Here is a 23,129-nt window from a genome sequence, read left to right on the forward strand (position 1 = left end):
AAAACAAGGCTTATTTTGCCGTTATACACGGCTTTTTAAGCGAAACGCTGCGCTGAGCAGCGTTCAAAAAATTAAAGAAGCTCGCAGGCTATTTTTTTCTCCGGCCAGGCTACCGGCGGAATGCCCCCGAAGCACGGGCTGGCAAATAAATTTCCCTGGAAATGCGTAATCCCCGCTGATTCCAGCCACATCCACTCTTCCGCCCGCTCAACCCCCACCGCTGAAATGGCAATTTCCAGGGAATTACAACATTTGATAATCGCCTGAACGATTGCCTGTTTCGGGCCGTGCTTATGGATATCTTTGACCAGCTGGCGATTAATCTTAATGCGGTCCGGCTGAAACTGCGCCAGCAGCACTAGCCCGGCAAACCCGGCGCCAAAGTGATCGATAGCCACGCGAATTCCCGCAGATTTTAGCTTTCGCACAGAATCGGTAAATTCATCAACGCGAGAAATCGCTTCGCTCTCGGTGAATTCCACAATAATTTGCTCGGGAATCAAACCACTGGCTTCAATTTCAGCCAACAGAAATTCGACAGCGTTGGGAACATTGACCAACGTCATGGGTAACAGATTAATCGACAAGGTGCGTCCACGAAGATGCAAACGTCCCGCCATGGCGAAGGCGATGCGCTTACTGTGCAGATCCGTCCAGTAGATTTCCTCTCGCGAAAGTCCGTCAAAATAGACCGCTGGCGATTCACCGGAGTTGGTGCGCAGCAGCGCTTCATAGGAGACGACCTCTTTGGCAAACGGATCGATCACCGGCTGAAAAGCAAAGCTGCACTCGGCCTGCTCGAGCGGGGTTTCAGGATACCAGGCCTCGTCTTCTATCACAAAGTCCCAGCTTTCGGCCGCAGGAATTTCGTAATAGTTCTCCTTTTCAGTGGCTTCGACGAAGGTACGGAAAAAGTGGAGAGCTCTGTCGTCATAGATAAGCTGATATTTCGTGGTTCCTTTGTCCAGCACGGCCTGCAGAACTTCATCGCGGTCAAACTCTCGTAAATCAAAGAGTTCCATACCGATTTTGCCAAAGCGACGGGTCGGCCCATGATCTCTGAGAAGCTCAACGAGGTTATGGTGCCGCGGGTCTTCGCAGATATGGCGATAAATTTCCTCAACCTTCTCTTCAGGTCCTTCTAATAGTTGAAAAAAATGGGTGCCGTTAAAAAGCAAAATACCCGACACGTCTTCCTGACCATTTTTTACATTTGCTGCAGCAACCATGCTTTCGAGCGATTTAATTGACACGTTGTCGCAGATATGACTGCGATAAATGATGGTAGTGAGCATGAAATTTCCGAAAGAAGAGATGAATGCTAATGAGATATTACAGTAGCAGGTCTACCCACATAAGTCCTGTAAAACAGCGCGCGTCCTTAACAAATAAATCACATTAACATCCTCTTTTCGCTGACATTCTTACCATCCTGCGCACCTGTACAAGCCGTACATCTCCATTCGCTGTTTACCTTAAGATTTGTACAATTTTAAAAGCATATAAATCAATATGTTATAAAAAATATTAAGAAAATTAACATATTTTTTCCATTTTCTATGTACAAGTTGTCAAACATTGTATAACTTTAATCGCAACTTTACTGATAATTGAACTGACAGGAGCACATATGCAGCAGAACGGTTACATTCCTGACACGGCTAACGCTATTGCCCATTACTTCAATAAAGCTTCGTTGCCTTCTCAGCAGGAAACGTTGGGACAGATTGTTATGGATATCCTGAATGAAGGACGGAACCTGAATCGTAAATCCCTGTGTACGAAACTGCTGAGTCGCCTTGAAGTGGCTTCAGAACCTGAAGAAGAAAACCATTATCAAACGTTGATTGGTCTCTTGTTTGAGCATCAGGGGTAAAAGTAGCTTCAGTTATCTGGTGATTTAAGTCGTTACTGAATGAGGAAATATAGGGGATGGGCCAGTATCTGAAACGGATTACCGGCTTGCTACTAAATTCCCAGTCAAGGAGATGACAATGATCAGAGATACCGTTATGAATCACAATGATTATGATCCATTAACCGATGTATTGATTGGAGAGGCTGTCCTCTCGCTACTCAAAAGTAAGGGGCCTATTAGTAAACAAGCACTGATCGGTAAACTCCAGGCCATGCAGGCCGGAGAACAAGATAAAAAGCGGCGGAATGCAATTGGGCGTATTATCGATGAAATCAGTAATATGGTAGCTCGCCGTGGAAACAACAAAACTGTGGGTACTTCAGGCGCTAAACACAATTGGGATAAGCCGAATTCATTATTAGGCTCCCCTCAGCAGCCAGGTACTAATAAAATACACTGACCTCTAACGGTCGAATGTTTAACTCACAACGTAGAGAATATGATGAGACAGACTATGCATCAGCAACCGGATATTTACGCAGGCCTGAACGATACCGCACTCTCTGAATATTTCCGCAACGCAGGCGACAGGCTGATCGATGAATCAGCGGTGATGTCACTGGCTATCAGCAGCATCCTGGAGTCTGAGGGGCATCTCAACAATAAAGCGATTATTCTGTGGTTAATTACGGCGCTGGAGACTACCAGCGATGTCGTAACCGCCGACGTTATCCGCAAAACGCTGGAAATCGTCGTAAGCTACACCATGGATGATATCTGATTTTTTAACCGGCAGTCATTCACAGGGATGTCACCTATCGCTAAGCGAATGGTTGTTTCGTTATATAGCTGTGGATACATCTACAATCCATGCGCAATATTATTGTTCTTAACACTCGCCTCCGCTGAGCAGATGACTCATCTGCTCAGAGGCGTGTGTTAATTATAAATAAGATTTAATTTATTTTTGCTCGCCCTCGCCAGAAATAAACGCGATAGTTTTTGTTTCAATAAAGCCTGCGGTATTGAGTTATATGACCGCCGCCAGACGGCGAATCCCCTCAGCCAAAACCTCTGGCGGATGGTTTGCAAAGCCAAGCAATATTCCCTCACGTGACATTGGCCGCTGGCAATAGCGCGCAAAAGTTTGTACACCTAAGCCTATCTGGCGCGCCTTCCGCACCACCTCCTGTGCCCGTAAGCCATCCAGCAGCCAGCAGACTATATGCACGCCGGAATCCGTAGGATGCACCAGCATGCGCCCGGGAAAATAGAATTTAATCGCCGCCTCCAGCGCGCTTTTTCGCTCAAAACAGGCTTTACGGATCCGACGAACGTGGCTGGCATAGTGCCCCTCGCGGATGAAACGCGCCAGAACGGCCTGTTCCAGATATCCGCTACAGAGGTCAGTATAATATTTGGTGATGGCAAACTGTTCGCGCAAATGCTCGGGGACAACTAAAAAGCCCAGACGAAATGCCGGATACATCATCTTAGAGAATGTACCCGCATAGATGACCCGCTGATGTTTATCCAGCCCCTGCAACGCCTGCAGAGAGCGGGCGGCATAGCGAAATTCGCTATTGTAATCATCTTCGAATATCCAGGCGCGGTTAGCTTCCGCCCACTCCAGCAGAGCAAGCCTCCGCGGCAGACTCAGCGTGCCGCTGAGCGGAAACTGATGCGACGGCGCGGTATAGACCAGCTTAGCCCCGGGATAATGGTCTATTCCATCCTGAATATCCATGCCCTCATCGTCAACCCGAACGGGCCGAACAACGGCTCCCCTGGCGGCGAATACGCCGCGAGCGCCGTTATATCCGGGATCGTCCAGCCAGACTTCATCGCCCTTTTCCAGTAAAGCCTGCGCGGCGATCGTCAACGCTTGCTGAATGCCGTTAACAATAATCACCCGATCTTCGTGGCAATTTACGCCGCGCGTCGCCTGTATATAGTCGCTGATTGCCTGACGCAGCGGCAGGAATCCCCAGGAGGAGGCGTGCGATGCGAGTTCACGGCGCGATTGCCGCCAGACGCGCCCCAGCAATCGCCCCCACAAAGCATGAGGGAAAAGATCGGTACAGCCGATACCGACGGCGAAAACCGCGCCCATCTCTCCGCTATCTTCGCTTTCCGTCCATGAGGGTACCAGGGCTGACACATCAGGGTTCAGCGGCCCAACGCTGGCTATTGCCGTTTCCGGCGCCGTCGGCGACCCGTACTCGCTAATGACGTGATCCGGAATATGGTCGCAGACAAAGGTGCCTGCCCCCTTGCGCGTCAGCAGATAGCCTTCATCAATCAGGCGCTCAAACCCGGCAATGACCGAGTTGCGGGAGATCGCCATCATCTCAGCCAGCGCCCGGCTGGAGGGTATTTTTGCACCCGCCGATAACCGGCCATCCAGAATCGCGTGGCGCAGGGCGTGATAGACCTGGTCTTTAATCACGCCGCGCGTTAATAACAGTTCCAGGAACAGAGGGGCAATGGGTTTTGGCATGAGCGACAGCGGCATCAACGTAATAAAAGTGGATCCTATAAATATACAGAAAGTGTCACTTTTTAGGAACCAGAACGCCTCCTATCATAACGCACAACCATCCGGTTTCTAAAAGTAAGGAATAAGCATGAAGAGCCAGAAAACCGACGTTAACCTCGCGGAAATTACCCTCCAACCCGCAGCTGAAACTGACTTTGCCGCGTGGCTGCCGCTGTGGAAAAGCTACCAGACGTTTTATCGCGTCGACATCCCGGACACCGTCACGCAACTCACCTGGAAGCGTTTTTTCCATTCTGTCGAACCCATGTATTGCGCGGTGGCAAAACGCGAAGGCAGGATTGTGGGATTCGTTCACTATCTCTTCCACCGCTCTACCTGGGCCGAAAGCGACTACTGCTATCTGGAAGATTTGTTCGTTGATCCGGCCGTTCGGGGCCAGCATATCGGCAAACGGTTGATTGAGTATGTACAGCTACAGGCGCGGAAGCGTCACTCAGCCAGCCTGTACTGGCACACGCATGAAACCAATCTGCGGGGTCAGCGCTTGTACAACTGGGTCGCGGAGAAAAGCGGCATGATTGAGTATCGTATGCGGGTGAAATAGCCCTTGCGCCAGGCGTAAAAAAACCTCGCTGCGGCGAGGTTTCGGTCACACCTGCGGGCTTAACGAGCGTTGACCACCACCCACATCGGGCCCTGGCCTACGGCATAGCGCCCTTTTTCCTGCAGCAGCCCCTGCTTGCCTTCGATTTCATACACCGCAATATGATGCGATTTCTGACCGGCAGCGATGAGGAATTTGCCGCTATGATCGAGATTAAAGCCGCGCGGCTGGGTTTCGGTATTTTGATAGCCCTCGATGGACAGCACGCTGCCGTCTTCCGAAACGCTAAAGATGGTAATAACGCTGGCGGTGCGATCGCAGGCGTAGAGGTGACGGCCATCGGGCGTCAGGTGAATATCCGCCGCCCAGCGAACGCCGGTGAAATCAGGCGGCATCATGTCCAGCGTCTGCACGCACTCGATTTTGCCGTGCGGGTCCTTCAGCTCCCAGACGTCAACGGAGCTGTTCAGTTCGTTAACGCAGTAGCCGTATTGCTGGTTCGGATGGAAGACCATATGACGCGGGCCAGCGCCTTCAACGGTGGTCACCTCAGCCGGTTCCTGGGCAGCCAGGAAACCGTCGTCGCTCAGGGTAAACAGGCAGATACGATCCTGTTTCAGCGCCGGAACCCACAGGGTGCGATTGTCCGGGGAAATATTTGCCGAGTGGCAGCCTTCCAGCCCTTCCACCACCGCCACCGCTTCCCGCGGCAGGCCGTCCACCAGCGGCGTAACACTTACGCAGCCCGCATTATAGGATGCGCTGAACACAAAGCGGCCTTGATGATCGGTAGAGATGTGCGTTGGGCTACCGGGCAGCGCGGCTTCGCCAGCGAAGGTCAGGGCGCCATTATCGGGCGCAATGCGGTAGGCCAGTACGCGAAACTCCGGACGCACGCCGACGTAGAGATACTCTTTGTTCGGGCTCACCACCATCGGCTGCACCTGCCCCGGGGCATCAACAACCTGCACCAGGGTCAGTTTCCCCTCAGGATCCAGATCCCAGACGTGAATCTGCTGGCTTTCCGGGCTGGCGGTATAAACGGTTTGTTTCATGAATACTCCTTCCTCACTGCACGTGGAAATTTCATTTTTCAGACTAACGGCGCCCTGAAAAATACAATACGTATACACAACATTTTTCAGATTGCCTCCAGGCAGCCTGAAAGATCAAGTGTATCGGCTCTTTAGCGGTAGATGCTGAAAAGTTTGCCGGAATGGCACAGCGGTGTACCATCATAGCCTGCTAACTTTTCATCATTAACCGGAAACAACACATGACCTCACGCGTGATTGCCCTGGATTTAGACGGCACGCTCTTAACCGGCAAAAAGACCATCCTCCCCGCCTCGCTCGACGCGCTGGCTCGCGCCAAAGATGCTGGATACCAGATCATTGTCGTCACCGGACGACATCACGTCGCTATCCATCCTTTTTATCAGGCACTGGCTCTCGATACACCTGCAATTTGCTGCAATGGTACTTATTTGTATGATTATCATGCAAAAAAGGTGCTTGAGTCCGATCCGATGCCGGTCGATAAAGCCCTGAGCCTGACGGAGCTGCTGAACCAGCATGATATTCACGGCCTGATGTATGTTGATGACGCCATGCTCTACGAGCGGCCGACCGGGCACGTCATCCGCACTGCCACCTGGGCCCAGTCTCTGCCCGTCGAGCAGCGCCCGGTATTTACTCAGGTCGACTCTTTGGCGCAGGCGGCGCGCGAAGTTAACGCCGTGTGGAAATTCGCCCTGACCGATGAAGATACCGCCAAACTGCAGCGCTTTGCCCTGCACGTTGGCCAGACGCTGGGCCTGGAGTGCGAATGGTCGTGGCACGATCAGGTGGATATTGCCCGGGAAGGCAACAGTAAAGGTAAACGCCTGGCGCAGTGGGTGGCGTCCCGGGGACTGTCAATGCAGGATGTTATCGCTTTCGGCGACAACTATAACGACCTCAGCATGCTGGAGGCCGCTGGCACCGGCGTAGCGATGGGCAACGCGGTAGAGGAAGTGAAAGCGCGCGCCAACGTGGTGATCGGTGAAAACGAAACCACCAGCATCGCCGACTACATCTATCGCCACCTGCTGTAATCAGGCGGCTATCGACACGCTTTTTATCTGCGCATACAGCCGCTGGCCCGGGGCAACGCCCAGATCATCGCGAGCCCAGGGGCTGATGCGCGCCCACAGCGTGCGGCCGCTTATCTCCAGCCTGACCTCAACCTGCCCATGGCTTTCAATACACTGCATAACCTCCGCGGGCAAAATATTGCGAATACTGGTTTGCTGAGCGGGCTGCAGTACCAGAGACACGTCCGAGGCCTGAATGCGGATGCGCGCGGTTTCGCCCAGCGGCCTGTCAAGCCGGTTGACCCATATCTGCTGGTCGCCGATCGCCAGGGCGGTCATCGTATACTGCGGATGCTGGGCGGCAACAATCGCGCTCAGGATGGTACTTTGCTGATCCTCAGGCAGCCAGGGGTGCATCACGCTACTGCTCCACACCTCTTCCAGGCAGCCAAAGGCTTTCACCTTCCCCGCCTCCAGCACCAGCACGTTATCCGCCAGGTGCTGGATCTCATCAAGAGAGTGGCTGACGTAAAGCATCGGGATGTTAATTTCGCGCACCAGCCGCTGCAGATAGGGCAACAGCTCGCGCTTGCGCGGAATATCCAACGATGCCAGCGGTTCATCTAACAGCAGCAGCTCCGGTGCGGTAAGCAGCGCCCGGCCAATCGCGACCCGCTGTTTTTCGCCGCCGGAGAGTCCTCCCGGTAGCCGATCAAGCAGTGGCGCAATGCCGAGCAGATCGACCAGCTTATCGAACTGTCCGGCCATATTTTTTGCCATGCCATATTGCAGATTGCCCCGTACTTTATAGTGCGGAAACAGGCGCGCGTCCTGAAAAACATAGCCAATTCGGCGTTTTTCCGGCGCCAGGCAGATACGTTTTTCAACATCGTTTAGCACTCTGCCGTTAAGGACAATGCGCCCCTGCTGCGGGCGGGTCAGGCCGCTAATAGCGTTGATCAGCGAGGTTTTTCCCGCGCCAGAGACGCCGAATACCGCTGTAATGCCGCTGGCAGGGAGCGTCTCGCGGATTTGCAGACAGTGGGTTCCCAGCGTCTGGGTAAAATCGAGTTCAAGCATGTTATTTCCCCATCCGCTGACGGCTGAGGCGGGCCAGCCATTCGGAAATCAGCAGCGATACCAGCGCCAGCACAATCGAAATCAAGCATAAACGCGCGGCTGCGCCCTCGCCGCCGGGAGTCTGAATCAGGGTATACATTGCCGAAGGGATGGTACGCGTTTCACCGGGAATATTGGAAACAAAAGTGATAGTGGCGCCAAACTCGCCCAGCGAACGGGCAAAAGCCAGCACGGTGCCGACGATAATACCGGGTAGCGTCAACGGTAGCGTAATAGTGAAAAATACGCGCCAGCGCCCAGCGCCCAGGGTACGCGCCGCCTGCTCAAGCTTGATGTCCACCCCTTCCAGCGCGAGGCGAATGGCCCGCACCATCAGCGGAAAGGACATGACTGCCGCCGCCAGCACCGCGCCGCGCCAGCTAAACGCAAAGCTCAGCCCAAACCAGTCATATAGCCAGCTGCCGATAAAGCCGCGGCGCCCCATCGCAATCAGCAACAGATAGCCCACCACCACCGGCGGCAGCACCAGCGGCAGGTGGATAACGCTATCGAGCAGCGCTTTGCCGGGAAAGTCCCGACGAACCAGCAGCCAGGAAAAAAAGATGCCGAAAGGTAAGCTAACTACCACCGCCAGGGAGGAGACTTTCAGGCTCAGCAGTACCGCCTGCCATTCAGGATCGCTTAAGAACATTAGTGGGTAGTGAATCCGTAACGTTTAAAGATGGCGGAAGCTTCCGGCCCTTTTAAATAGTCATAAAACGCGCTAACCGTCGCACTGTTATGCCCGTCGACGATAGCCAGCGGATATTCCACCTTCTTATGGGAATCTTCCGGGAAGGTTCCGACAACTTTTACGCCTTTGCTGGCGACCGCATCAGAGCCGTACACGATCCCCAGCGGGGCTTCGCTGCGTTCAACCATGGCCAGCGCGCCGCGCACGTCCTCTGCCGGAGCCAGCTCAGGCGACAGGGTATCCCAGGCTCCCAGCTTTTGCAGCGCTTCTTTCGCATAGATGCCAGCAGGCACGTGTTCCGGGTCGCCAACGGCCAGGCGGCCGCCTTTCAGCAGGCTGGTCCAGTTGGTTTTATCATTGATGCTTATCTCGCCCTGAGCGCTGGCTTTCGGCGCTACCACGACCAGGCTGTTTCCGAGAAGGGTCGTCCGAGAAGCAGAATCAATGCTCTTTTTCCCGGCCGCGTAATCCATCCATTTTTGATCGGCGGAGATAAACAGATCCGCCGGCGCGCCCGCTTCAATCTGGCGCGCCAGCGTGGATGAAGAAGCAAATGAAGAGACAACCTCAACGTTCTTCTCTTTCTTATACTCTTTAGCGATATCCTGCATGGCGTTAGTGAGCGATGCTGCGGCAAAAACCGTCACTTTGCCCTCATCCGCCAGCGCGTGACCGGCAACGCAGAGCGTTAACGTTGTTCCGGCAAAAAAGCGTAACCATTGACCTGCCATCTGAATCTCCCGTAAGTTCGTTATGTATCTGACAATATAACGATAGAGACTGGAATTTCCCAGAGAAAATTGGGGGTAATGAGCGGAGGATCAAACGAAGGGGGAAAAATAAAAACGCCCGGTCAAACCGGGCGCGGGGGAAATCAGTGGTTTTGCGGCCTGCTGTCTTTATGGCCGGCTCCGGAGAAGAGGTTAAACACTTCGCCCAGCCCGTAAATCAACCCCAGGATGACAGCCATCACCACAGGGACCATGACTACGGCAAAAACCAGACTTTTCAATAGCTCTAACATGGTTGGCTCCAGAAAGTACGAATACTTTATTGTAACGAATTCCGCCGGAAAAACACGCCCCATTTGTGCGGTGCCTCACGGACTGCCGCCGCAGAAGCATCTTGCAAGATGACCGCTATCGGTCACAATACCTTTTTTTCATCAGGACATGATTATGCAGGCCGAAATTCTCCTTACCCTTAAATTACAGCAGCGCCTGTTCGCCGATCCCCGTCGTATCGCCCTGCTGAAGCAAATTGACCTGACCGGCTCCATTAGCCAGGGGGCCAAAAATGCCGGCATCAGCTATAAAAGCGCATGGGATGCCATTAATGAAATGAATCAGCTCAGCGAGCAGACCCTGGTTGACCGGGCGACCGGCGGCAAAGGCGGCGGCGGCGCGGTCCTCACCCGTTACGGGCAGCGGCTGATTCAGCTCTACGACCTGCTGGCGCAGATTCAGCAGAAAGCGTTCGATGTCCTGAGCGATGATGACGCCCTTCCCCTCGACAGCCTGCTGGCCGCCATTTCGCGATTCTCTCTGCAGACCAGCGCGCGCAACCAGTGGTTCGGCACGATTACCGGCCGCGACCATCAGCAGGTTCAGCAGCACGTGGAGGTCCTGCTGGCCGACGGGCAAACCCGTCTCAAAGTCGCGATTACTGCCCAAAGCGCCGATCGTCTTGGCCTGGATGAAGGCCAGGAAGTATTAGTGCTGCTGAAGGCGCCGTGGGTTGGCATCACCCTGGATGCCGCGCAGGCGGTACAGGCTGATAATCAACTGTCCGGCCGAATCAGCCGCATCGAACGCGGGCCGGAGCAGTGCGAAGTACTGATGGCGCTCCCGGATGGTCAAAGCCTTTGCGCCACCCTGCCGGTGGAACAGACGCGCGATCTGGCCGAAGGCGCGGAAGCGATAGCATATTTCAATGCCGATCGCATCATTCTCGCCACGTTATGCTAACGCCATTGACATTGTGGGCGTGAAGACGTATCCCTGAAATAAATCGCTGCAAAAAGTGGGATACACAATGTCATCATTGCAAATTTCGCAAGGCACGTTTCGCCTGAGCGACACCAAAACGTTAAATATTGAACAGCTCTGCGTGCAGGCTGGCGAGAGCTGGGCTTTCGTCGGCAGCAACGGCAGCGGGAAGTCGGCCCTTGCGCGGGCGCTATCCGGAGAGCTGACGCTGCTCAGCGGACAGCGCGAGAATACGTTCGTACGCGTTACCCGTCTCTCTTTTGAACAGCTGCAGAAGCTGGTCAGCGATGAGTGGCAGCGCAACAACACGGACTTGCTCAGCCCCGGAGAAGAAGATACCGGACGCACGACAGCGGAAATTATCCAGGATGAGATTAAAGACCCCTCCCGCTGCGCCCGCCTTGCTGAACAGTTCGCTATCAGCCACCTGCTTGAGCGCCGCTTTAAATATCTCTCTACCGGAGAAACGCGTAAGACCTTGCTGTGCCAGGCGCTGATGGGCGACCCCGACCTGCTTATCCTTGATGAGCCGTTCGACGGTCTTGATGTCGCCTCACGCCAGCAGCTTGCGGCGCTGCTGGCCACGCTCAACGGCAAAGGGATCGCCCTGGTGCTGGTTCTTAATCGTTTCGATGAAATCCCGGAGTTCGTTCAGTTTGCCGGCGTGCTGGCGGAGTGTGTTCTGAGCGAAACCGGCGAAAAGCAGGCCCTGCTGCAGCAGGCGCTCATTGCCCAGCTGGCCCACAGCGAAAGGCTTGATGGCATGACGCTGCCGGAGCCCGATGCCCCGGCCGCGCGTCTTGGGCTGGACGACGATGCGCCGCTCATCGTGCTCAACGACGGCAGGGTTTCCTACAATGACCGCCCCATCATTAATCATCTGAACTGGACGGTAAATCCCGGCGAACACTGGCAGATAGTCGGCCCCAACGGCGCCGGTAAATCGACGCTACTCAGCCTGGTCACCGGCGACCATCCCCAGGGCTATAGTAACGACCTGACCCTGTTTGGCCGCCGCCGCGGCAGCGGGGAAACGATCTGGGATATTAAGAAGCATATCGGTTACGTCAGCAGCAGCCTGCACCTTGAATACCGCGTCAGCACCAACGTACGTAACGTGATTCTCTCGGGCTATTTCGACTCGATTGGCATCTATCAGGCCGTTTCCGACAAACAGCATAAGCTGGTGCAGAACTGGCTGGATATTCTGGGGATTGATAAACGCACCGCCGATGCGCCGTTCCATAGCCTCTCCTGGGGGCAGCAGCGGCTGGCGCTGATCGTCCGCGCGCTGGTCAAGCACCCTATCCTGCTGATCCTCGATGAACCGCTGCAGGGGCTGGATCCGCTCAACCGCCAGCTGGTGCGCCGCTTTGTTGATGTGCTCATTAGCGAAGGGGCGACGCAGCTGCTGTTTGTCTCCCACCATGCGGAAGACGCTCCCGACTGCATCACCCATCGCCTGGCGTTCGTGAGCAGTGGAGACGGTTACACCTACCGGGTCGGCCCGCTGGAAAATTAAGCCTGTAAAGGGGTCTGCGGATCCCTTATTTTTTCAGAATAATAGCCTGATCATAAATTAACCCACTGTTCTATAATCAAAAAATCTTAAAAGCTACGGCTGGAAATTTTAGTGTAAACGATTCCACCAATTTGCCCTGTGTCACACTTTTACCTTCTTTGGTATGCTATCTTCTTCTCACACGATAAGCCTATTGGAGCGAATCATGAAAGTACTGGTTACAGGTGGTAGCGGTTACATTGGAAGTCACACCTGCGTTCAACTGCTACTGCAGGGACACGACGTGATTATTCTCGACAATCTCTGCAACAGTAAGCGCAGCGTATTGCCAATCATTGAACGTCTCGGCGGCAAAAGCGCCACCTTTGTTGAAGGCGATATTCGTAATGAAGCGCTGATGACGGAAATTCTTCACGATCACGCCATTGAAGCGGTGATCCATTTTGCCGGCCTGAAAGCCGTCGGGGAATCCGTCGCCAAACCGCTTGAATATTACGACAACAACGTAACCGGAACGCTAAAACTCGTTTCCGCTATGCGCGCTGCGGGCGTGAAAAACTTTATTTTCAGCTCCTCCGCCACCGTCTACGGCGACCAGCCCAAAATTCCTTATGTCGAGAGCTTCCCGACCGGTACTCCGCAGAGCCCGTACGGCAAAAGCAAGCTGATGGTTGAGCAGATCCTGACTGACCTGCAAAAAGCGCAGCCGGACTGGAGCATCGCACTGCTGCGCTACTTCAACCCGGTCGGCGCCCATCCATCGGGCGATATGGGCGAAGACCCGCAGGGCATTCCGAACAACCTGATGCCGTATATCGCGCAGGTCGCGGTTGGGCGCCGTGAATCGCTGGCGGTATTTGGCAACGACTATCCAACCGAAGACGGCACCGGCGTACGTGACTACATCCACGTCATGGACCTTGCCGACGGCCACGTCGCGGCGATGGAAAAACTGGCCGACAAAGCCGGCGTGCATATCTATAACCTTGGCGCAGGCGTCGGCAGTAGCGTACTCGACGTGGTCAATGCCTTTAGCAAAGCCTGCGGCAAACCGATTAACTACCACTTCGCGCCGCGCCGAGAAGGCGACCTCCCGGCCTACTGGGCGGACGCTGAAAAGGCCGACCGCGAGCTGAACTGGCGCGTGACGCGCAACCTTGACGAAATGGCGCAGGACACCTGGCACTGGCAGTCCCGTCATCCGCAGGGTTATCCAGACTAAGGAACCTTCATGAGCGTATTTAACCCCGTCGACCATCCACATCGTCGTTATAACCCGTTAACCGGGCAGTGGATTCTGGTTTCTCCGCATCGCGCCAAGCGCCCCTGGCAGGGGGCGCAGGAAACGCCGGCAAAGCAGACCTTGCCCGCGCACGATCCGGACTGTTTCCTGTGCCCGGGCAATACCCGCGTCACCGGCGACAAAAACCCGAACTACACCGGCACGTTTGTTTTTACCAATGACTTTGCGGCTTTGATGACCGATACCCCTGATGCCCCGGAAAGCGACGATCCGCTGATGCGCTGTCAGAGCGCCCGCGGCACCAGCCGGGTCATCTGCTTCTCGCCAGATCACAGCAAAACGCTGCCGGAACTGAGCGTTGAGGCGCTGGAAGGCGTGGTTAAAACGTGGCAGGAGCAGACCGCCGACCTTGGAAAGAGCTACCCCTGGGTGCAGGTCTTTGAAAATAAAGGGGCGGCGATGGGCTGCTCCAACCCGCACCCCCATGGGCAGGTGTGGGCCAACAGCTTTCTGCCTAATGAGGCGGAACGCGAAGATCGTCTGCAAAAAGCGTACTTCACCGAGCACGGCGCGCCGATGCTGGTGGATTACGTGCAGCGCGAATTAGCCGACGGTAGTCGTACTATCGTTGACACTGACCACTGGCTCGCCGTGGTTCCTTATTGGGCCGCGTGGCCTTTTGAAACGCTGCTGCTGCCAAAAGCGCACGTCCAGCGCCTGACTGATTTAACCGACGACCAGCGCAGCGATCTCGCGCTGGCGCTGAAAAAGCTGACCAGTCGTTACGACAACCTGTTCCAGTGCTCATTCCCCTACTCCATGGGCTGGCACGGCGCGCCGTTTAACGATGAAGAGAATAATCACTGGCAGCTGCACGCCCATTTTTACCCGCCGCTGCTGCGTTCCGCCACGGTGCGTAAATTTATGGTCGGCTATGAAATGCTGGCTGAAACCCAGCGTGACCTGACGGCCGAGCAGGCCGCCGAGCGTCTGCGCGCTGTGAGCGACGTCCATTTTCGCGAATCCGGAGTATAACCATGAGTCTGAAAGAGAAAACCCAAGCCCTGTTTGCTGAGAAATTTGGCTACCCGGCCAGCCATGTTATCCAGGCCCCAGGCCGCGTTAACCTGATCGGCGAACATACCGACTATAACGATGGGTTCGTGCTGCCCTGCGCCATTGATTACCAGACGGTTATCGCCTGTGCGCCGCGCGACGATCGTACCGTGCGGGTTATTGCCGCCGATTACGACAATCAGACCGATGAATTCTCTCTCGACTCGCCGATTACCAGCCACGATACCCAGCAGTGGTCAAACTATGTCCGCGGCGTGGTGAAGCATCTCCAGCAGCGGAATAACGCCTTCGGCGGCGCGGATCTGACAATCAGCGGTAACGTGCCGCAAGGCGCCGGGTTAAGCTCCTCGGCTTCGCTGGAGGTCGCCGTCGGCACGGTGTTCCAGCAGCTGTACCACCTGCCGCTCGATGGCGCTCAAATTGCCCTGAACGGCCAGGAAGCGGAAAATCAGTTCGTCGGCTGCAACTGCGGCATTATGGACCAGCTGATCTCCGCGCTTGGTAAAAAAGATCACGCTCTGCTGATCGACTGCCGCTCCTTAGGGACGAAAGCGGTGTCGATGCCGAAAGGCGTCGCGGTAGTGATTATCAACAGTAACTTTAAGCGCACCCTGGTGGGCAGCGAATACAACACCCGTCGCGAGCAGTGCGAAACCGGCGCGCGCTTCTTCCAGCGTCCGGCTCTGCGCGACGTCACGCTGCAAGAGTTCAACGCCGTGGCTCACGAGCTTGATCCGGTGGTCGCCAAACGCGTTCGCCACGTGCTGACTGAAAACGCCCGCACCGTAGAAGCCGCATCGGCGCTGGAAAAAGGCGACCTGCAGCGGATGGGCGAACTGATGGCGGAATCTCACGCCTCCATGCGCGATGATTTTGAAATCACCGTACCGCAGATTGATACCCTGGTAGAGATCGTCAAAGCGACCATCGGCAACAAAGGCGGCGTTCGCATGACCGGCGGCGGCTTCGGCGGCTGTATCGTCGCGCTGGTGCCGGAGGAGCTGGTTGATACCGTGCAGCAGGCCGTTGCCAGAGAGTATGAAGCGAAAACGGGCATTAAAGAGACCTTCTACGTCTGCAAACCGTCGCAGGGAGCCGGGCAATGCTAAAGCAAACAACGGAGCTGGCGCCGGACGGCCAGCCATGGAATCTTCTTACCCTGCGTAACGACGCAGGCATGACGGTCACCGTGATGGACTGGGGCGCGACGCTGCTCTCCGCGCGCGTGCCCCTGGCGGACGGTAGCGAACGAGAAGCGCTGCTCGGCTGCGCGACCCCCGGCGACTATACGCGCCAGGCCGCTTACCTTGGCGCTTCCGTAGGCCGTTACGCTAACCGTATTGCCAACAGCCGCTTTACCCTGGATGGCCAGCTCATCAATCTGACGCCCTCCAACGAGGCTGGCCATCAGCTCCACGGCGGACCGGAAGGTTTTGATAAGCGCCGCTGGCAAATTGTTAGCGCTGACGCTCGCCACGCGCTGTTTTCTCTCTCCTCCCGCGATGGCGATCAGGGCTATCCTGGTAATCTGACGGCAACCGCGCACTACCGCCTGACCGACGATAACCGGATCGCTATTGAGTATCGCGCCACCGTGGACCAGCCGTGCCCGGTGAATCTGACAAACCACGTCTATTTCAACCTCGATGGCGTGCAGAGCGACGTGCGCAACCATAAGCTGCAAATTTTTGCCGATGTTTATCTGCCCGTCGAAAGCGACGGTATTCCGGGGGGAGATCTGCAAAACGTCACCCTGACCAGCTTCGATTTCCGCACGCCGAAAACCCTGGCGGACGACTTCCTGCGTGACGAAGATCAGCAAAAAGTAAAAGGTTATGACCATGCCTTCCTGCTACAGGCGCTGGGGAATGCCGATACTCCGGCCGCTCACGTCTGGTCGCAGGACGAAAAGCTACAGATGACGGTTTATACTTCCGCCCCCGCATTGCAGTTTTACTCCGGCAACTATCTTGGCGGCACGCCGTCGCGCACAGCGCAGGCGTACGATGACTGGCAGGGCCTGGCTCTGGAGAGCGAGTTCCTTCCAGATTCTCCGAATCATCCGGAATGGCCGCAGCCGGATTGTGTACTGCGCCCCGGCGAAGAGTACGTCAGCCTGACGGAATATCAGTTTATCGCTCGATAGCCTCTGGCCCTCCCGATGGAGGGCTTTTTATCATTTTGCTGAAAATTACGTCACTTACAGACAAAAACATAACCTCTGTTTTACAAGCACCTTACACTGAGCCACTATTTTCGCTATGGTTAGGGATAAGCATTGCCGTGAGGTAAATCGCGGCAATATAATGAGAATAGTTATCAATCAATAAATATACACACTACAGATTTCGGGTCGCAGCAAGGCGGCAAATGAGCGAATCCCCGGGAACATAGTGAACTATGTGACCAGGATGAGTGAAAGTAGCCAACGACGAGGCGGCGCGAAAGATGACGTGTATTGAGGAGTAAGTGTATGGCTGTAACTAAGCTGGTACTCGTTCGTCACGGCGAAAGCCAATGGAATAACGAAAACCGTTTCACCGGTTGGTATGACGTTGACCTGTCTGAAAAAGGCGTTGGTGAAGCAAAAGCGGCCGGTAAGCTGCTGAAAGAAGAAGGCTTCAGCTTCGACTTTGCTTATACCTCTGTGCTGAAACGTGCCATCCACACCCTGTGGAACGTGCTGGACGAACTGGATCAGGCCTGGCTGCCGGTTGAGAAATCCTGGAAACTGAACGAACGCCACTACGGTGCGCTGCAGGGCCTGAACAAAGCGGAAACCGCTGAAAAATATGGTGACGAACAGGTTAAACAGTGGCGTCGCGGCTTTGCGGTAACGCCGCCGGAGCTGACCAAAGACGATGAGCGCTATCCGGGCCACGATCCGCGCTACGCCAAACTGACCGATGCAGAACTGCCGACGACCGAGAGTCTGGCGCTGACCATCGACCGCGTCGTGCCATACTGGAACGAAACGATTCTGCCGCGTCTGAAAAGCGGTGAGCGCGTGATTATCGCCGCTCACGGCAACTCCCTGCGTGCGCTGGTGAAATACCTCGACAATATGGGCGAAGCAGAGATCCTTGAACTGAACATCCCTACTGGCGTACCGCTGGTGTATGAGTTTGACGAAAACTTCAAGCCGATCAAACACTACTATCTGGGTAACGCCGACGAGATCGCCGCGAAAGCGGCTGCCGTTGCCAACCAGGGCAAAGCGAAGTAATCCTCGCAGGATGTAAAAAAAGCGTGGAGCCATCCACGCTTTTTTTGCGCCGTTCTCTGCAGACTTAACCGCGACGCGCTTTTACCGCCCCGGCCAGCTGGCGAAGAAGTGTATCGGTATCTTCCCAGCCGATGCAGGCATCGGTAATACTTTTACCGTAGGTCAGCGGCTCGCCGCTTTCAAGACTCTGATTGCCTTCCACCAGGTGGCTTTCAATCATCACGCCCATAATCGACCGCTCGCCGCCGGCAACCTGCTGACATACGTCAGCGCCGACATCCATCTGCTTTTTAAACTGTTTGCTGGAGTTGGCGTGGCTGAAATCAATCATAATTTGAGCGGGCAGACCTGCTTTCGCCAGACCGACCTTCACTTCGGCAACGTGCTGCGCGCTGTAGTTCGGCTCTTTTCCGCCGCGCAGGATAATATGGCAATCGCTATTACCGCTGGTGTTCACAATTGCCGAATGCCCCCATTTGGTCACCGACAGGAAACAGTGCGGCGCGCCGGCGGCGTTAATGGCGTCGATAGCCACTTTGATGGTTCCATCGGTGCCGTTTTTAAATCCGACCGGGCAGGAGAGACCGGAAGAGAGCTCACGATGCACCTGCGACTCCGTGGTCCGCGCGCCAATCGCGCCCCAGCTCATCAGATCGGCAAGATACTGCGGCGTGATCATATCGAGGAATTCCCCCGCCGCGGGCAGCCCGCTGTCGTTGATATCAAGCAGCAGTTTGCGCGCGATACGCAGGCCATCGTTGATGCGGAAGCTGTTATCCATATGCGGATCGTTGATCAGCCCTTTCCAGCCGACGGTGGTACGCGGTTTCTCAAAATAAACGCGCATCACGATTTCCAGCTCGCCTTTTAGCTCTTCACGAAGCTTAAGCAGACGTTCAGCATACTCTTTTGCCGCCGCCGGATCGTGAATGGAGCAGGGCCCAATGACCACCAGCAGGCGATCGTCATTCCCTTTCAGGATCTGATGGATCGCTTTACGAGCATGCGCAACGGTATTGGCAGCATTTTCGGTAGCGGGGAATTTTTCCAGGAGCGCAACGGGAGGTAATAATTCGTTGATCTCTTTAATACGTAAATCGTCGTTCTGATAATTCATCTTATTTCCAGCGTTGCCATACTTATCCAGTGAAATGCAATCCCTCCAATCTATCTCTTCATGCAAAAAGTGTAAACGTGATTTTACAGTAGCGGCAGAATATTCCTGGAAATAGGCTAAAAAACGCCATAAAGTCGCGGAATAGTGGCCACAAGCTATAATTTTTAACTGTTAGAACTTAATTTTCTTTAGCATTCAGCATTATATATTAATGCCGCTTGCTATCACCGAAGCTTTAACCACAACGAGTCAAACCTCCGGCAAATGCACTGTTGGAAGAGGTAATTCGACAAATCGACATAACAGGAGCATCCAATGAAAATGAATAAGCTAAGCAGTCTTCTCCTCGCAGCAACCCTTGGTCTGGCCAGCGGCGCGGCCCTGGCCGCCGATACCGGGGCGCAGTCGAATAATGGGCAAGCGAATGCAGCGGCCGACGCGGGCCAGGTCGCCCCCGATGCGCGTGAAAACGTGGCGCCAAACAACGTCGACAACGGTAAAATCAACTCCGGTTCCACCGATACCAATGGCACCATGCTCCACCCTGACGGCTCGACTATGAACCATGACGGCATGTCGAGCGACGAAGTGCACAAAAACTCAATGTGCAAAGATGGCCGCTGTCCGGATACTGATAAAAAAGTCGGTCAGGACGAAGCGACGAAAACCGACGGTACCACCCAGTAAGCTGAGTGCCGGACACCAGGGAGGAGAGCTAAGGCTCTCCTTTTTTTCATTTTATTCACCCCAGAAAGGGAATCATGTCATAAAGTAATCATCAAAATAATAATGTAGGGAAGGCACCATGGGGCAATCACACTCGCATAATTCTGCGCAAACCACCGAAGATAAAAATGCCCGTCGGCTACTGCTGGCGTTCTGCGTTACTGCCGGGTTCATGGTGGTTGAGGTCGCAGGCGGACTCATTTCAGGTTCACTGGCGCTGCTGGCCGATGCCGGGCATATGTTGACGGACGCGGCAGCGCTGCTGTTCGCCTTTCTGGCAGTGCGTTTCGCCAGTCGACCGCCGAATTCGCAACATACCTTTGGCTGGCTGCGGCTGACCACGCTGGCGGCATTTCTCAATGCCATTGCTTTAGTGGTCATTACGATCCTCATCGTCTGGGAGGCCATTCAGCGCTTTCATCATCCGCAGCCGGTGGCCGGTAAAACGATGATGGTTATTGCGGTTGCCGGCCTGCTGGCCAATATTCTGGCCTTTTGGATCCTGCATCGCGGCAGTGAAGAACGTAATCTCAATGTGCGGGCCGCCGCTCTGCATGTGCTGGGGGATTTACTCGGCTCGGTCGGGGCGATTATTGCCGCTATCGTGATCCTTACGACCGGCTGGACGCCTATCGACCCCATCCTGTCCGTGCTGGTATCGTGCCTGGTTTTGCGCAGCGCCTGGCGTTTGCTGCAGGAGAGCGTCAACGAACTGCTGGAGGGGGCGCCGCGCTCGCTTGATGTTGAGGCACTAAAGCGCGATCTGCGTCGCTCAATACCGGAGGTGCGCGATGTACATCACGTCCACGCCTGGCTGGTCGGCGAAAAAACGGTGATGACGCTGCACGTGCAGGTGGTGCCGCCGCACGATCACGATGGCCTGCTGGAACGGATCCAACATTTCTTACAGCATAAGTACGAAATTGGACACGTAACGGTGCAGATGGAGTATCAGCCCTGCAGCGGCCCGGAGTGCCGTCTCAACATGACGCACGCCGGGCATGGCCATCACCATCACCACTAGCGGGAAAACGCGCGAGAGCCTCGCTCACGCGCGCTATTAATCCACATCCGGCTGCCGTTGAGGGCGATGAATGTCAGAATCAAATATTCGAGCGACATCGCATAAACCCCCTGGAGGGCGAAAATAACGACGCTAATAACGTTGATGATCACCCACAGCAGCCAGTTTTCAACGTATTTTCGGGTCATCAGAATCATCGCCGCAATCGAGAGTACCATCATGCAGGAGTCCCAGAACGGGAATGCGTCTGGCTGCAGCGCCGGCATAACGACCTGCAGGCCCAGGGCGTGCATCAGCGCAACGGCAATCCTGGTCAGATACGCAAAAACCGGATCGATAAATAGCGTCATCAGGCCAATCGCCACCACGCAGGCCGCCAGCCAGCCTAACGCTTTCGGCAGCGGTAGCCAGCGGATTTGCAGCTCAGCCTGGTTATCGCTGGTCTGTCGTGACCAGGCATACCAGCCGTAGACGTTGGCAACAAAGAAGAAGACCTGGAGCAGAAGGCTGGCGTACAGCTGGATCTGAAAAAAGATAATGGCAAACAGCGTGACGTTGATTAACCCAAAGGCATAGTTGACGATCTTCTCCAGGCTCGCCAGCCAGATACACAGCAGGCCTGCGATAGTACCGACGGCTTCAATCCACGACAGATCATAGCCCCCGGCGCCAATGGGTATGTGAACTAAAATATTCTGCGTACTAAAAAAATCCATCTTATCCCCAGAGCGTACTGTGACGCAGTAATGAACTATCCCCGAAGTGTAGCCGCAAAATCGAGCATTCTGTTTAGCGGAACCAGCGCCCCGGTACGCAGCTGTTCATCAACATGAATTTCATGTTCAGCGCCCCCGTTCTCCAGCGCTTCAGCAATGGCCTGCAGGCCATTCATCGCCATCCACGGACAGTGCGCGCAGCTGCGGCAGGTCGCCCCTTCGCCTGCCGTAGGGGCTTCCAGCAGCTCTTTTTCCGGCACCGCCTGCTGCATTTTGTAAAAAATACCCCGGTCGGTGGCGACAATCAGCTGCTGGTGCGGGAGCGTTTTTGCCGCACTGATTAACTGGCTGGTTGAACCTACCGCATCGGCCATATCGACGATCGCCTGCGGTGATTCCGGGTGAACCAGAACCGCAGCCTGCGGATATAGCGCTTTCATTCTTGCCAGCGCTTGAGTTTTGAATTCATCATGAACAATACAGGCCCCATGCCAGCACAGCACGTCGGCGCCGGTCTGTTTTTGCACGTAGCTGCCCAGATGGCGGTCCGGCGCCCAGAGGATTTTTTCCCCCATGCTATCCAGATGCTCAATGAGTTCCACTGCGATACTGGAGGTCACAACCCAGTCGGCGCGAGCCTTAACCGCCGCAGAGGTATTGGCATAGACCACAACGGTACGGTCCGGGTGAGCGTCACAAAAAGCGCTGAACGCCTCGATCGGGCAGCCAAGATCCAATGAACACTCCGCCTGCAGCGTGGGCATCAGGATGGTTTTTTCCGGGCTGAGGATTTTCGCCGTTTCTCCCATAAACCGTACGCCGGCGACCAGCAGCGTAGAGGCGGAATGTCGGGCGCCGAAGCGCGCCATTTCCAGAGAGTCGGAGATGCAGCCACCGGTCTCTTCAGCCAGTTGCTGAATTTCGGGGTCGGTGTAGTAATGGGCCACCATTGCCGCATCGCGTTCACGCAGCAGGCGTTTAATTTTTTCACGATAGAAGTGCTTCTCATCGCGGTTTAACGGCATGGGCTTGGGGGGAAAGGGATAAATTGCCGCTTCCGGATCAAACATTACGCTCATCTTGCAGTCTCGTTTCACTGGCTTAACTTTAAAACCGCAATAACGCCCGCAAAACGGCATTATTCGGTAATGGTGTTTTATATGCTAAACAAGATAGCCGATTGTGCAGAAAATGTCGTGAGGAATTTTTCCCTCAGGAAGCATTTCCCGGAGGCGATGCTGCGCATCTGTCCGGACTGCCAAACCTGCAGAACGCACGAATCTGTAGCCCGGGCAAGGCGCGTCAAGCGCCGCCCCCGGGATGAAGCCACGCAAAGGCCAGGCCCGGCACATTTCCCGGAGGCGATGCTGCGCATCTGTCCGGGCTACTGGCCTGTGCCAATTGTAGCCACGGTAAACACAGCGCGACGTTAGAATAACGCAGCATTAAAGTATTGCGGATTGTTGTGATTTTCGAGGAAATGGCAGATAGCAAAAAAGCGCCTTTAGGGCGCTTTTTTACATTGATGGGTCGTGCAGGATGACTCGCTTCGCTCGCCCTTCGGGCCGTCGCCGCAAGCGGCTCCGTTGCCTCTCTTCGCTACTCGTCTCATCCTGAGACTCGCCCTTCGGGCAACGCTAC

General features: G+C 55.0%; 24 protein-coding genes. 14 read left to right on the top strand and 10 right to left on the bottom strand.

What is annotated here, in order from left to right; genetic code table 11:
* Window positions 1–71: 71 nt before the first annotated feature.
* A complete protein-coding gene (locus IAE27_RS25155; RefSeq protein ID WP_023320606.1) occupies window positions 72–1,295 on the bottom strand; it encodes a diguanylate phosphodiesterase in 1,224 nt (407 codons plus the stop codon).
* A 335-nt stretch (window positions 1,296–1,630) separates the two neighbouring features.
* On the opposite strand from IAE27_RS25155, the gene ycgZ reads away from it, so the two are divergent.
* The 3 genes from ycgZ to IAE27_RS25170 all read left to right on the top strand — a co-directional run bounded on the left by ycgZ (window position 1,631) and on the right by IAE27_RS25170 (window position 2,639).
* The gene (ycgZ, locus tag IAE27_RS25160) at window positions 1,631–1,876 is read left to right on the top strand and encodes a regulatory protein YcgZ (RefSeq protein WP_004100386.1); all 246 of its coding nucleotides are present in this window, start codon (window positions 1,631–1,633) and stop codon (window positions 1,874–1,876) included.
* A gap of 118 nt (window positions 1,877–1,994) precedes the next feature.
* The gene (locus IAE27_RS25165; RefSeq protein ID WP_004111510.1) at window positions 1,995–2,318 is read left to right on the top strand and encodes a hypothetical protein; all 324 of its coding nucleotides are present in this window, start codon (window positions 1,995–1,997) and stop codon (window positions 2,316–2,318) included.
* Between the two features lie 54 nt (window positions 2,319–2,372).
* Complete coding sequence (locus IAE27_RS25170; RefSeq protein ID WP_004100382.1) at window positions 2,373–2,639, top strand: biofilm development regulator YmgB/AriR family protein; 267 nt, start codon at window positions 2,373–2,375, stop codon at window positions 2,637–2,639.
* A gap of 249 nt (window positions 2,640–2,888) precedes the next feature.
* Here the strand turns inward: IAE27_RS25170 and IAE27_RS25175 are convergent, their stop codons facing one another.
* Complete coding sequence (locus IAE27_RS25175; protein ID WP_070556213.1) at window positions 2,889–4,358, bottom strand: PLP-dependent aminotransferase family protein; 1,470 nt, start codon at window positions 4,356–4,358, stop codon at window positions 2,889–2,891.
* Between the two features lie 127 nt (window positions 4,359–4,485).
* On the opposite strand from IAE27_RS25175, the gene IAE27_RS25180 reads away from it, so the two are divergent.
* The gene (locus IAE27_RS25180) at window positions 4,486–4,962 is read left to right on the top strand and encodes a GNAT family N-acetyltransferase (protein ID WP_032727965.1); all 477 of its coding nucleotides are present in this window, start codon (window positions 4,486–4,488) and stop codon (window positions 4,960–4,962) included.
* A gap of 59 nt (window positions 4,963–5,021) precedes the next feature.
* Here IAE27_RS25180 and pgl read toward each other — a convergent pair whose 3' ends face one another.
* Complete coding sequence (pgl, locus tag IAE27_RS25185; protein WP_004111503.1) at window positions 5,022–6,017, bottom strand: 6-phosphogluconolactonase; 996 nt, start codon at window positions 6,015–6,017, stop codon at window positions 5,022–5,024.
* A 221-nt stretch (window positions 6,018–6,238) separates the two neighbouring features.
* On the opposite strand from pgl, the gene IAE27_RS25190 reads away from it, so the two are divergent.
* Entirely contained in the window at window positions 6,239–7,057 is an 819-nt protein-coding gene (locus IAE27_RS25190) for a pyridoxal phosphatase (RefSeq protein WP_064372290.1), read from the top strand.
* Here the strand turns inward: IAE27_RS25190 and modC are convergent, their stop codons facing one another.
* From modC to IAE27_RS25210, 4 genes are all read right to left on the bottom strand, one after another.
* On the bottom strand, window positions 7,058–8,116 hold the full coding sequence (gene modC / locus IAE27_RS25195; RefSeq protein WP_064372289.1) for a molybdenum ABC transporter ATP-binding protein ModC: 1,059 nt from the start codon (window positions 8,114–8,116) through the stop codon (window positions 7,058–7,060).
* A gap of 1 nt (window position 8,117) precedes the next feature.
* Window positions 8,118–8,807, bottom strand: a complete 690-nt coding sequence (modB, locus tag IAE27_RS25200) for a molybdate ABC transporter permease subunit (RefSeq protein ID WP_017146315.1) — start codon at window positions 8,805–8,807, stop codon at window positions 8,118–8,120.
* Window positions 8,807–9,580 (bottom strand): molybdate ABC transporter substrate-binding protein, encoded by a 774-nt coding sequence (modA, locus tag IAE27_RS25205; protein ID WP_154022894.1) that lies wholly within the window; start codon window positions 9,578–9,580, stop codon window positions 8,807–8,809. The genes modB and modA overlap by 1 nt, the downstream gene beginning before the upstream one ends.
* 143 nt (window positions 9,581–9,723) lie before the next feature.
* Entirely contained in the window at window positions 9,724–9,873 is a 150-nt protein-coding gene (locus IAE27_RS25210; RefSeq protein WP_004848993.1) for an AcrZ family multidrug efflux pump-associated protein, read from the bottom strand.
* A 154-nt stretch (window positions 9,874–10,027) separates the two neighbouring features.
* Here IAE27_RS25210 and modE point away from each other — a divergent pair, with 154 nt between their 5' ends.
* The 7 genes from modE to gpmA all read left to right on the top strand — a co-directional run bounded on the left by modE (window position 10,028) and on the right by gpmA (window position 17,905).
* On the top strand, window positions 10,028–10,816 hold the full coding sequence (gene modE / locus IAE27_RS25215; RefSeq protein ID WP_004100364.1) for a molybdenum-dependent transcriptional regulator: 789 nt from the start codon (window positions 10,028–10,030) through the stop codon (window positions 10,814–10,816).
* Window positions 10,817–10,883: 67 nt separating this feature from the next.
* Window positions 10,884–12,359 (top strand): molybdate ABC transporter ATP-binding protein ModF, encoded by a 1,476-nt coding sequence (modF, locus tag IAE27_RS25220; RefSeq protein ID WP_200092977.1) that lies wholly within the window; start codon window positions 10,884–10,886, stop codon window positions 12,357–12,359.
* A gap of 205 nt (window positions 12,360–12,564) precedes the next feature.
* Complete coding sequence (gene galE / locus IAE27_RS25225; RefSeq protein WP_004100360.1) at window positions 12,565–13,581, top strand: UDP-glucose 4-epimerase GalE; 1,017 nt, start codon at window positions 12,565–12,567, stop codon at window positions 13,579–13,581.
* 9 nt (window positions 13,582–13,590) lie between these two features.
* On the top strand, window positions 13,591–14,637 hold the full coding sequence (gene galT / locus IAE27_RS25230) for a galactose-1-phosphate uridylyltransferase (RefSeq protein ID WP_017146318.1): 1,047 nt from the start codon (window positions 13,591–13,593) through the stop codon (window positions 14,635–14,637).
* A gap of 2 nt (window positions 14,638–14,639) precedes the next feature.
* On the top strand, window positions 14,640–15,788 hold the full coding sequence (gene galK / locus IAE27_RS25235) for a galactokinase (protein WP_017146319.1): 1,149 nt from the start codon (window positions 14,640–14,642) through the stop codon (window positions 15,786–15,788).
* Window positions 15,782–16,825, top strand: coding sequence for a galactose-1-epimerase (galM, locus tag IAE27_RS25240; RefSeq protein WP_004100353.1), 1,044 nt, complete (start codon window positions 15,782–15,784; stop codon window positions 16,823–16,825). The genes galK and galM overlap by 7 nt, the downstream gene beginning before the upstream one ends.
* A 327-nt stretch (window positions 16,826–17,152) precedes the next feature.
* Window positions 17,153–17,905 (top strand): 2,3-diphosphoglycerate-dependent phosphoglycerate mutase, encoded by a 753-nt coding sequence (gpmA, locus tag IAE27_RS25245; RefSeq protein WP_004100351.1) that lies wholly within the window; start codon window positions 17,153–17,155, stop codon window positions 17,903–17,905.
* Between the two features lie 64 nt (window positions 17,906–17,969).
* Here the strand turns inward: gpmA and aroG are convergent, their stop codons facing one another.
* Window positions 17,970–19,022, bottom strand: a complete 1,053-nt coding sequence (gene aroG, locus IAE27_RS25250; RefSeq protein ID WP_004111488.1) for a 3-deoxy-7-phosphoheptulonate synthase AroG — start codon at window positions 19,020–19,022, stop codon at window positions 17,970–17,972.
* Window positions 19,023–19,337: 315 nt separating this feature from the next.
* Between aroG and IAE27_RS25255 the strand changes: the two genes are divergently transcribed.
* Both IAE27_RS25255 and zitB read left to right on the top strand, forming a co-directional pair.
* On the top strand, window positions 19,338–19,709 hold the full coding sequence (locus IAE27_RS25255; RefSeq protein ID WP_196549836.1) for a YbgS-like family protein: 372 nt from the start codon (window positions 19,338–19,340) through the stop codon (window positions 19,707–19,709).
* A gap of 118 nt (window positions 19,710–19,827) precedes the next feature.
* The gene (gene zitB, locus IAE27_RS25260; RefSeq protein WP_200092979.1) at window positions 19,828–20,772 is read left to right on the top strand and encodes a CDF family zinc transporter ZitB; all 945 of its coding nucleotides are present in this window, start codon (window positions 19,828–19,830) and stop codon (window positions 20,770–20,772) included.
* On the opposite strand, the gene pnuC is transcribed toward zitB, so the two are convergent.
* Window positions 20,769–21,488 (bottom strand): nicotinamide riboside transporter PnuC, encoded by a 720-nt coding sequence (gene pnuC / locus IAE27_RS25265; RefSeq protein WP_004100343.1) that lies wholly within the window; start codon window positions 21,486–21,488, stop codon window positions 20,769–20,771. The genes zitB and pnuC overlap by 4 nt on opposite strands.
* Before the next feature lie 35 nt (window positions 21,489–21,523).
* Window positions 21,524–22,567: a quinolinate synthase NadA gene (gene nadA, locus IAE27_RS25270; RefSeq protein ID WP_004100341.1), complete on the bottom strand. Its 1,044-nt coding sequence runs from the start codon at window positions 22,565–22,567 to the stop codon at window positions 21,524–21,526.
* Window positions 22,568–23,129 lie beyond the last annotated feature (562 nt).

Source organism: Klebsiella sp. S69 (assembly GCF_016516145.1).
GTDB classification, from domain to species: Bacteria; Pseudomonadota; Gammaproteobacteria; order Enterobacterales; family Enterobacteriaceae; genus Klebsiella; species Klebsiella oxytoca.

What these genes read in the sequence shown, in the direction of transcription:
- modC (WP_064372289.1), bottom strand. Translation starts at nt 8,116, where the DNA reads ATGCTTGAACTCGATTTTACCCAGACGCTGGGAACCCACTGTCTGCAA.
- IAE27_RS25170 (WP_004100382.1), top strand. Translation starts at nt 2,373, where the DNA reads ATGCATCAGCAACCGGATATTTACGCAGGCCTGAACGATACCGCACTC.
- galE (WP_004100360.1), top strand. Translation starts at nt 12,565, where the DNA reads ATGAAAGTACTGGTTACAGGTGGTAGCGGTTACATTGGAAGTCACACC.
- aroG (WP_004111488.1), bottom strand. Translation starts at nt 19,022, where the DNA reads ATGAATTATCAGAACGACGATTTACGTATTAAAGAGATCAACGAATTA.
- modE (WP_004100364.1), top strand. Translation starts at nt 10,028, where the DNA reads ATGCAGGCCGAAATTCTCCTTACCCTTAAATTACAGCAGCGCCTGTTC.
- IAE27_RS25210 (WP_004848993.1), bottom strand. Translation starts at nt 9,873, where the DNA reads ATGTTAGAGCTATTGAAAAGTCTGGTTTTTGCCGTAGTCATGGTCCCT.
- IAE27_RS25155 (WP_023320606.1), bottom strand. Translation starts at nt 1,295, where the DNA reads ATGCTCACTACCATCATTTATCGCAGTCATATCTGCGACAACGTGTCA.
- galM (WP_004100353.1), top strand. Translation starts at nt 15,782, where the DNA reads ATGCTAAAGCAAACAACGGAGCTGGCGCCGGACGGCCAGCCATGGAAT.
- gpmA (WP_004100351.1), top strand. Translation starts at nt 17,153, where the DNA reads ATGGCTGTAACTAAGCTGGTACTCGTTCGTCACGGCGAAAGCCAATGG.
- pnuC (WP_004100343.1), bottom strand. Translation starts at nt 21,488, where the DNA reads ATGGATTTTTTTAGTACGCAGAATATTTTAGTTCACATACCCATTGGC.
- modB (WP_017146315.1), bottom strand. Translation starts at nt 8,807, where the DNA reads ATGTTCTTAAGCGATCCTGAATGGCAGGCGGTACTGCTGAGCCTGAAA.
- IAE27_RS25175 (WP_070556213.1), bottom strand. Translation starts at nt 4,358, where the DNA reads ATGCCAAAACCCATTGCCCCTCTGTTCCTGGAACTGTTATTAACGCGC.
- nadA (WP_004100341.1), bottom strand. Translation starts at nt 22,567, where the DNA reads ATGAGCGTAATGTTTGATCCGGAAGCGGCAATTTATCCCTTTCCCCCC.
- IAE27_RS25255 (WP_196549836.1), top strand. Translation starts at nt 19,338, where the DNA reads ATGAAAATGAATAAGCTAAGCAGTCTTCTCCTCGCAGCAACCCTTGGT.
- modA (WP_154022894.1), bottom strand. Translation starts at nt 9,580, where the DNA reads ATGGCAGGTCAATGGTTACGCTTTTTTGCCGGAACAACGTTAACGCTC.
- IAE27_RS25165 (WP_004111510.1), top strand. Translation starts at nt 1,995, where the DNA reads ATGATCAGAGATACCGTTATGAATCACAATGATTATGATCCATTAACC.
- IAE27_RS25180 (WP_032727965.1), top strand. Translation starts at nt 4,486, where the DNA reads ATGAAGAGCCAGAAAACCGACGTTAACCTCGCGGAAATTACCCTCCAA.
- galT (WP_017146318.1), top strand. Translation starts at nt 13,591, where the DNA reads ATGAGCGTATTTAACCCCGTCGACCATCCACATCGTCGTTATAACCCG.
- pgl (WP_004111503.1), bottom strand. Translation starts at nt 6,017, where the DNA reads ATGAAACAAACCGTTTATACCGCCAGCCCGGAAAGCCAGCAGATTCAC.
- modF (WP_200092977.1), top strand. Translation starts at nt 10,884, where the DNA reads ATGTCATCATTGCAAATTTCGCAAGGCACGTTTCGCCTGAGCGACACC.
- galK (WP_017146319.1), top strand. Translation starts at nt 14,640, where the DNA reads ATGAGTCTGAAAGAGAAAACCCAAGCCCTGTTTGCTGAGAAATTTGGC.
- ycgZ (WP_004100386.1), top strand. Translation starts at nt 1,631, where the DNA reads ATGCAGCAGAACGGTTACATTCCTGACACGGCTAACGCTATTGCCCAT.
- zitB (WP_200092979.1), top strand. Translation starts at nt 19,828, where the DNA reads ATGGGGCAATCACACTCGCATAATTCTGCGCAAACCACCGAAGATAAA.
- IAE27_RS25190 (WP_064372290.1), top strand. Translation starts at nt 6,239, where the DNA reads ATGACCTCACGCGTGATTGCCCTGGATTTAGACGGCACGCTCTTAACC.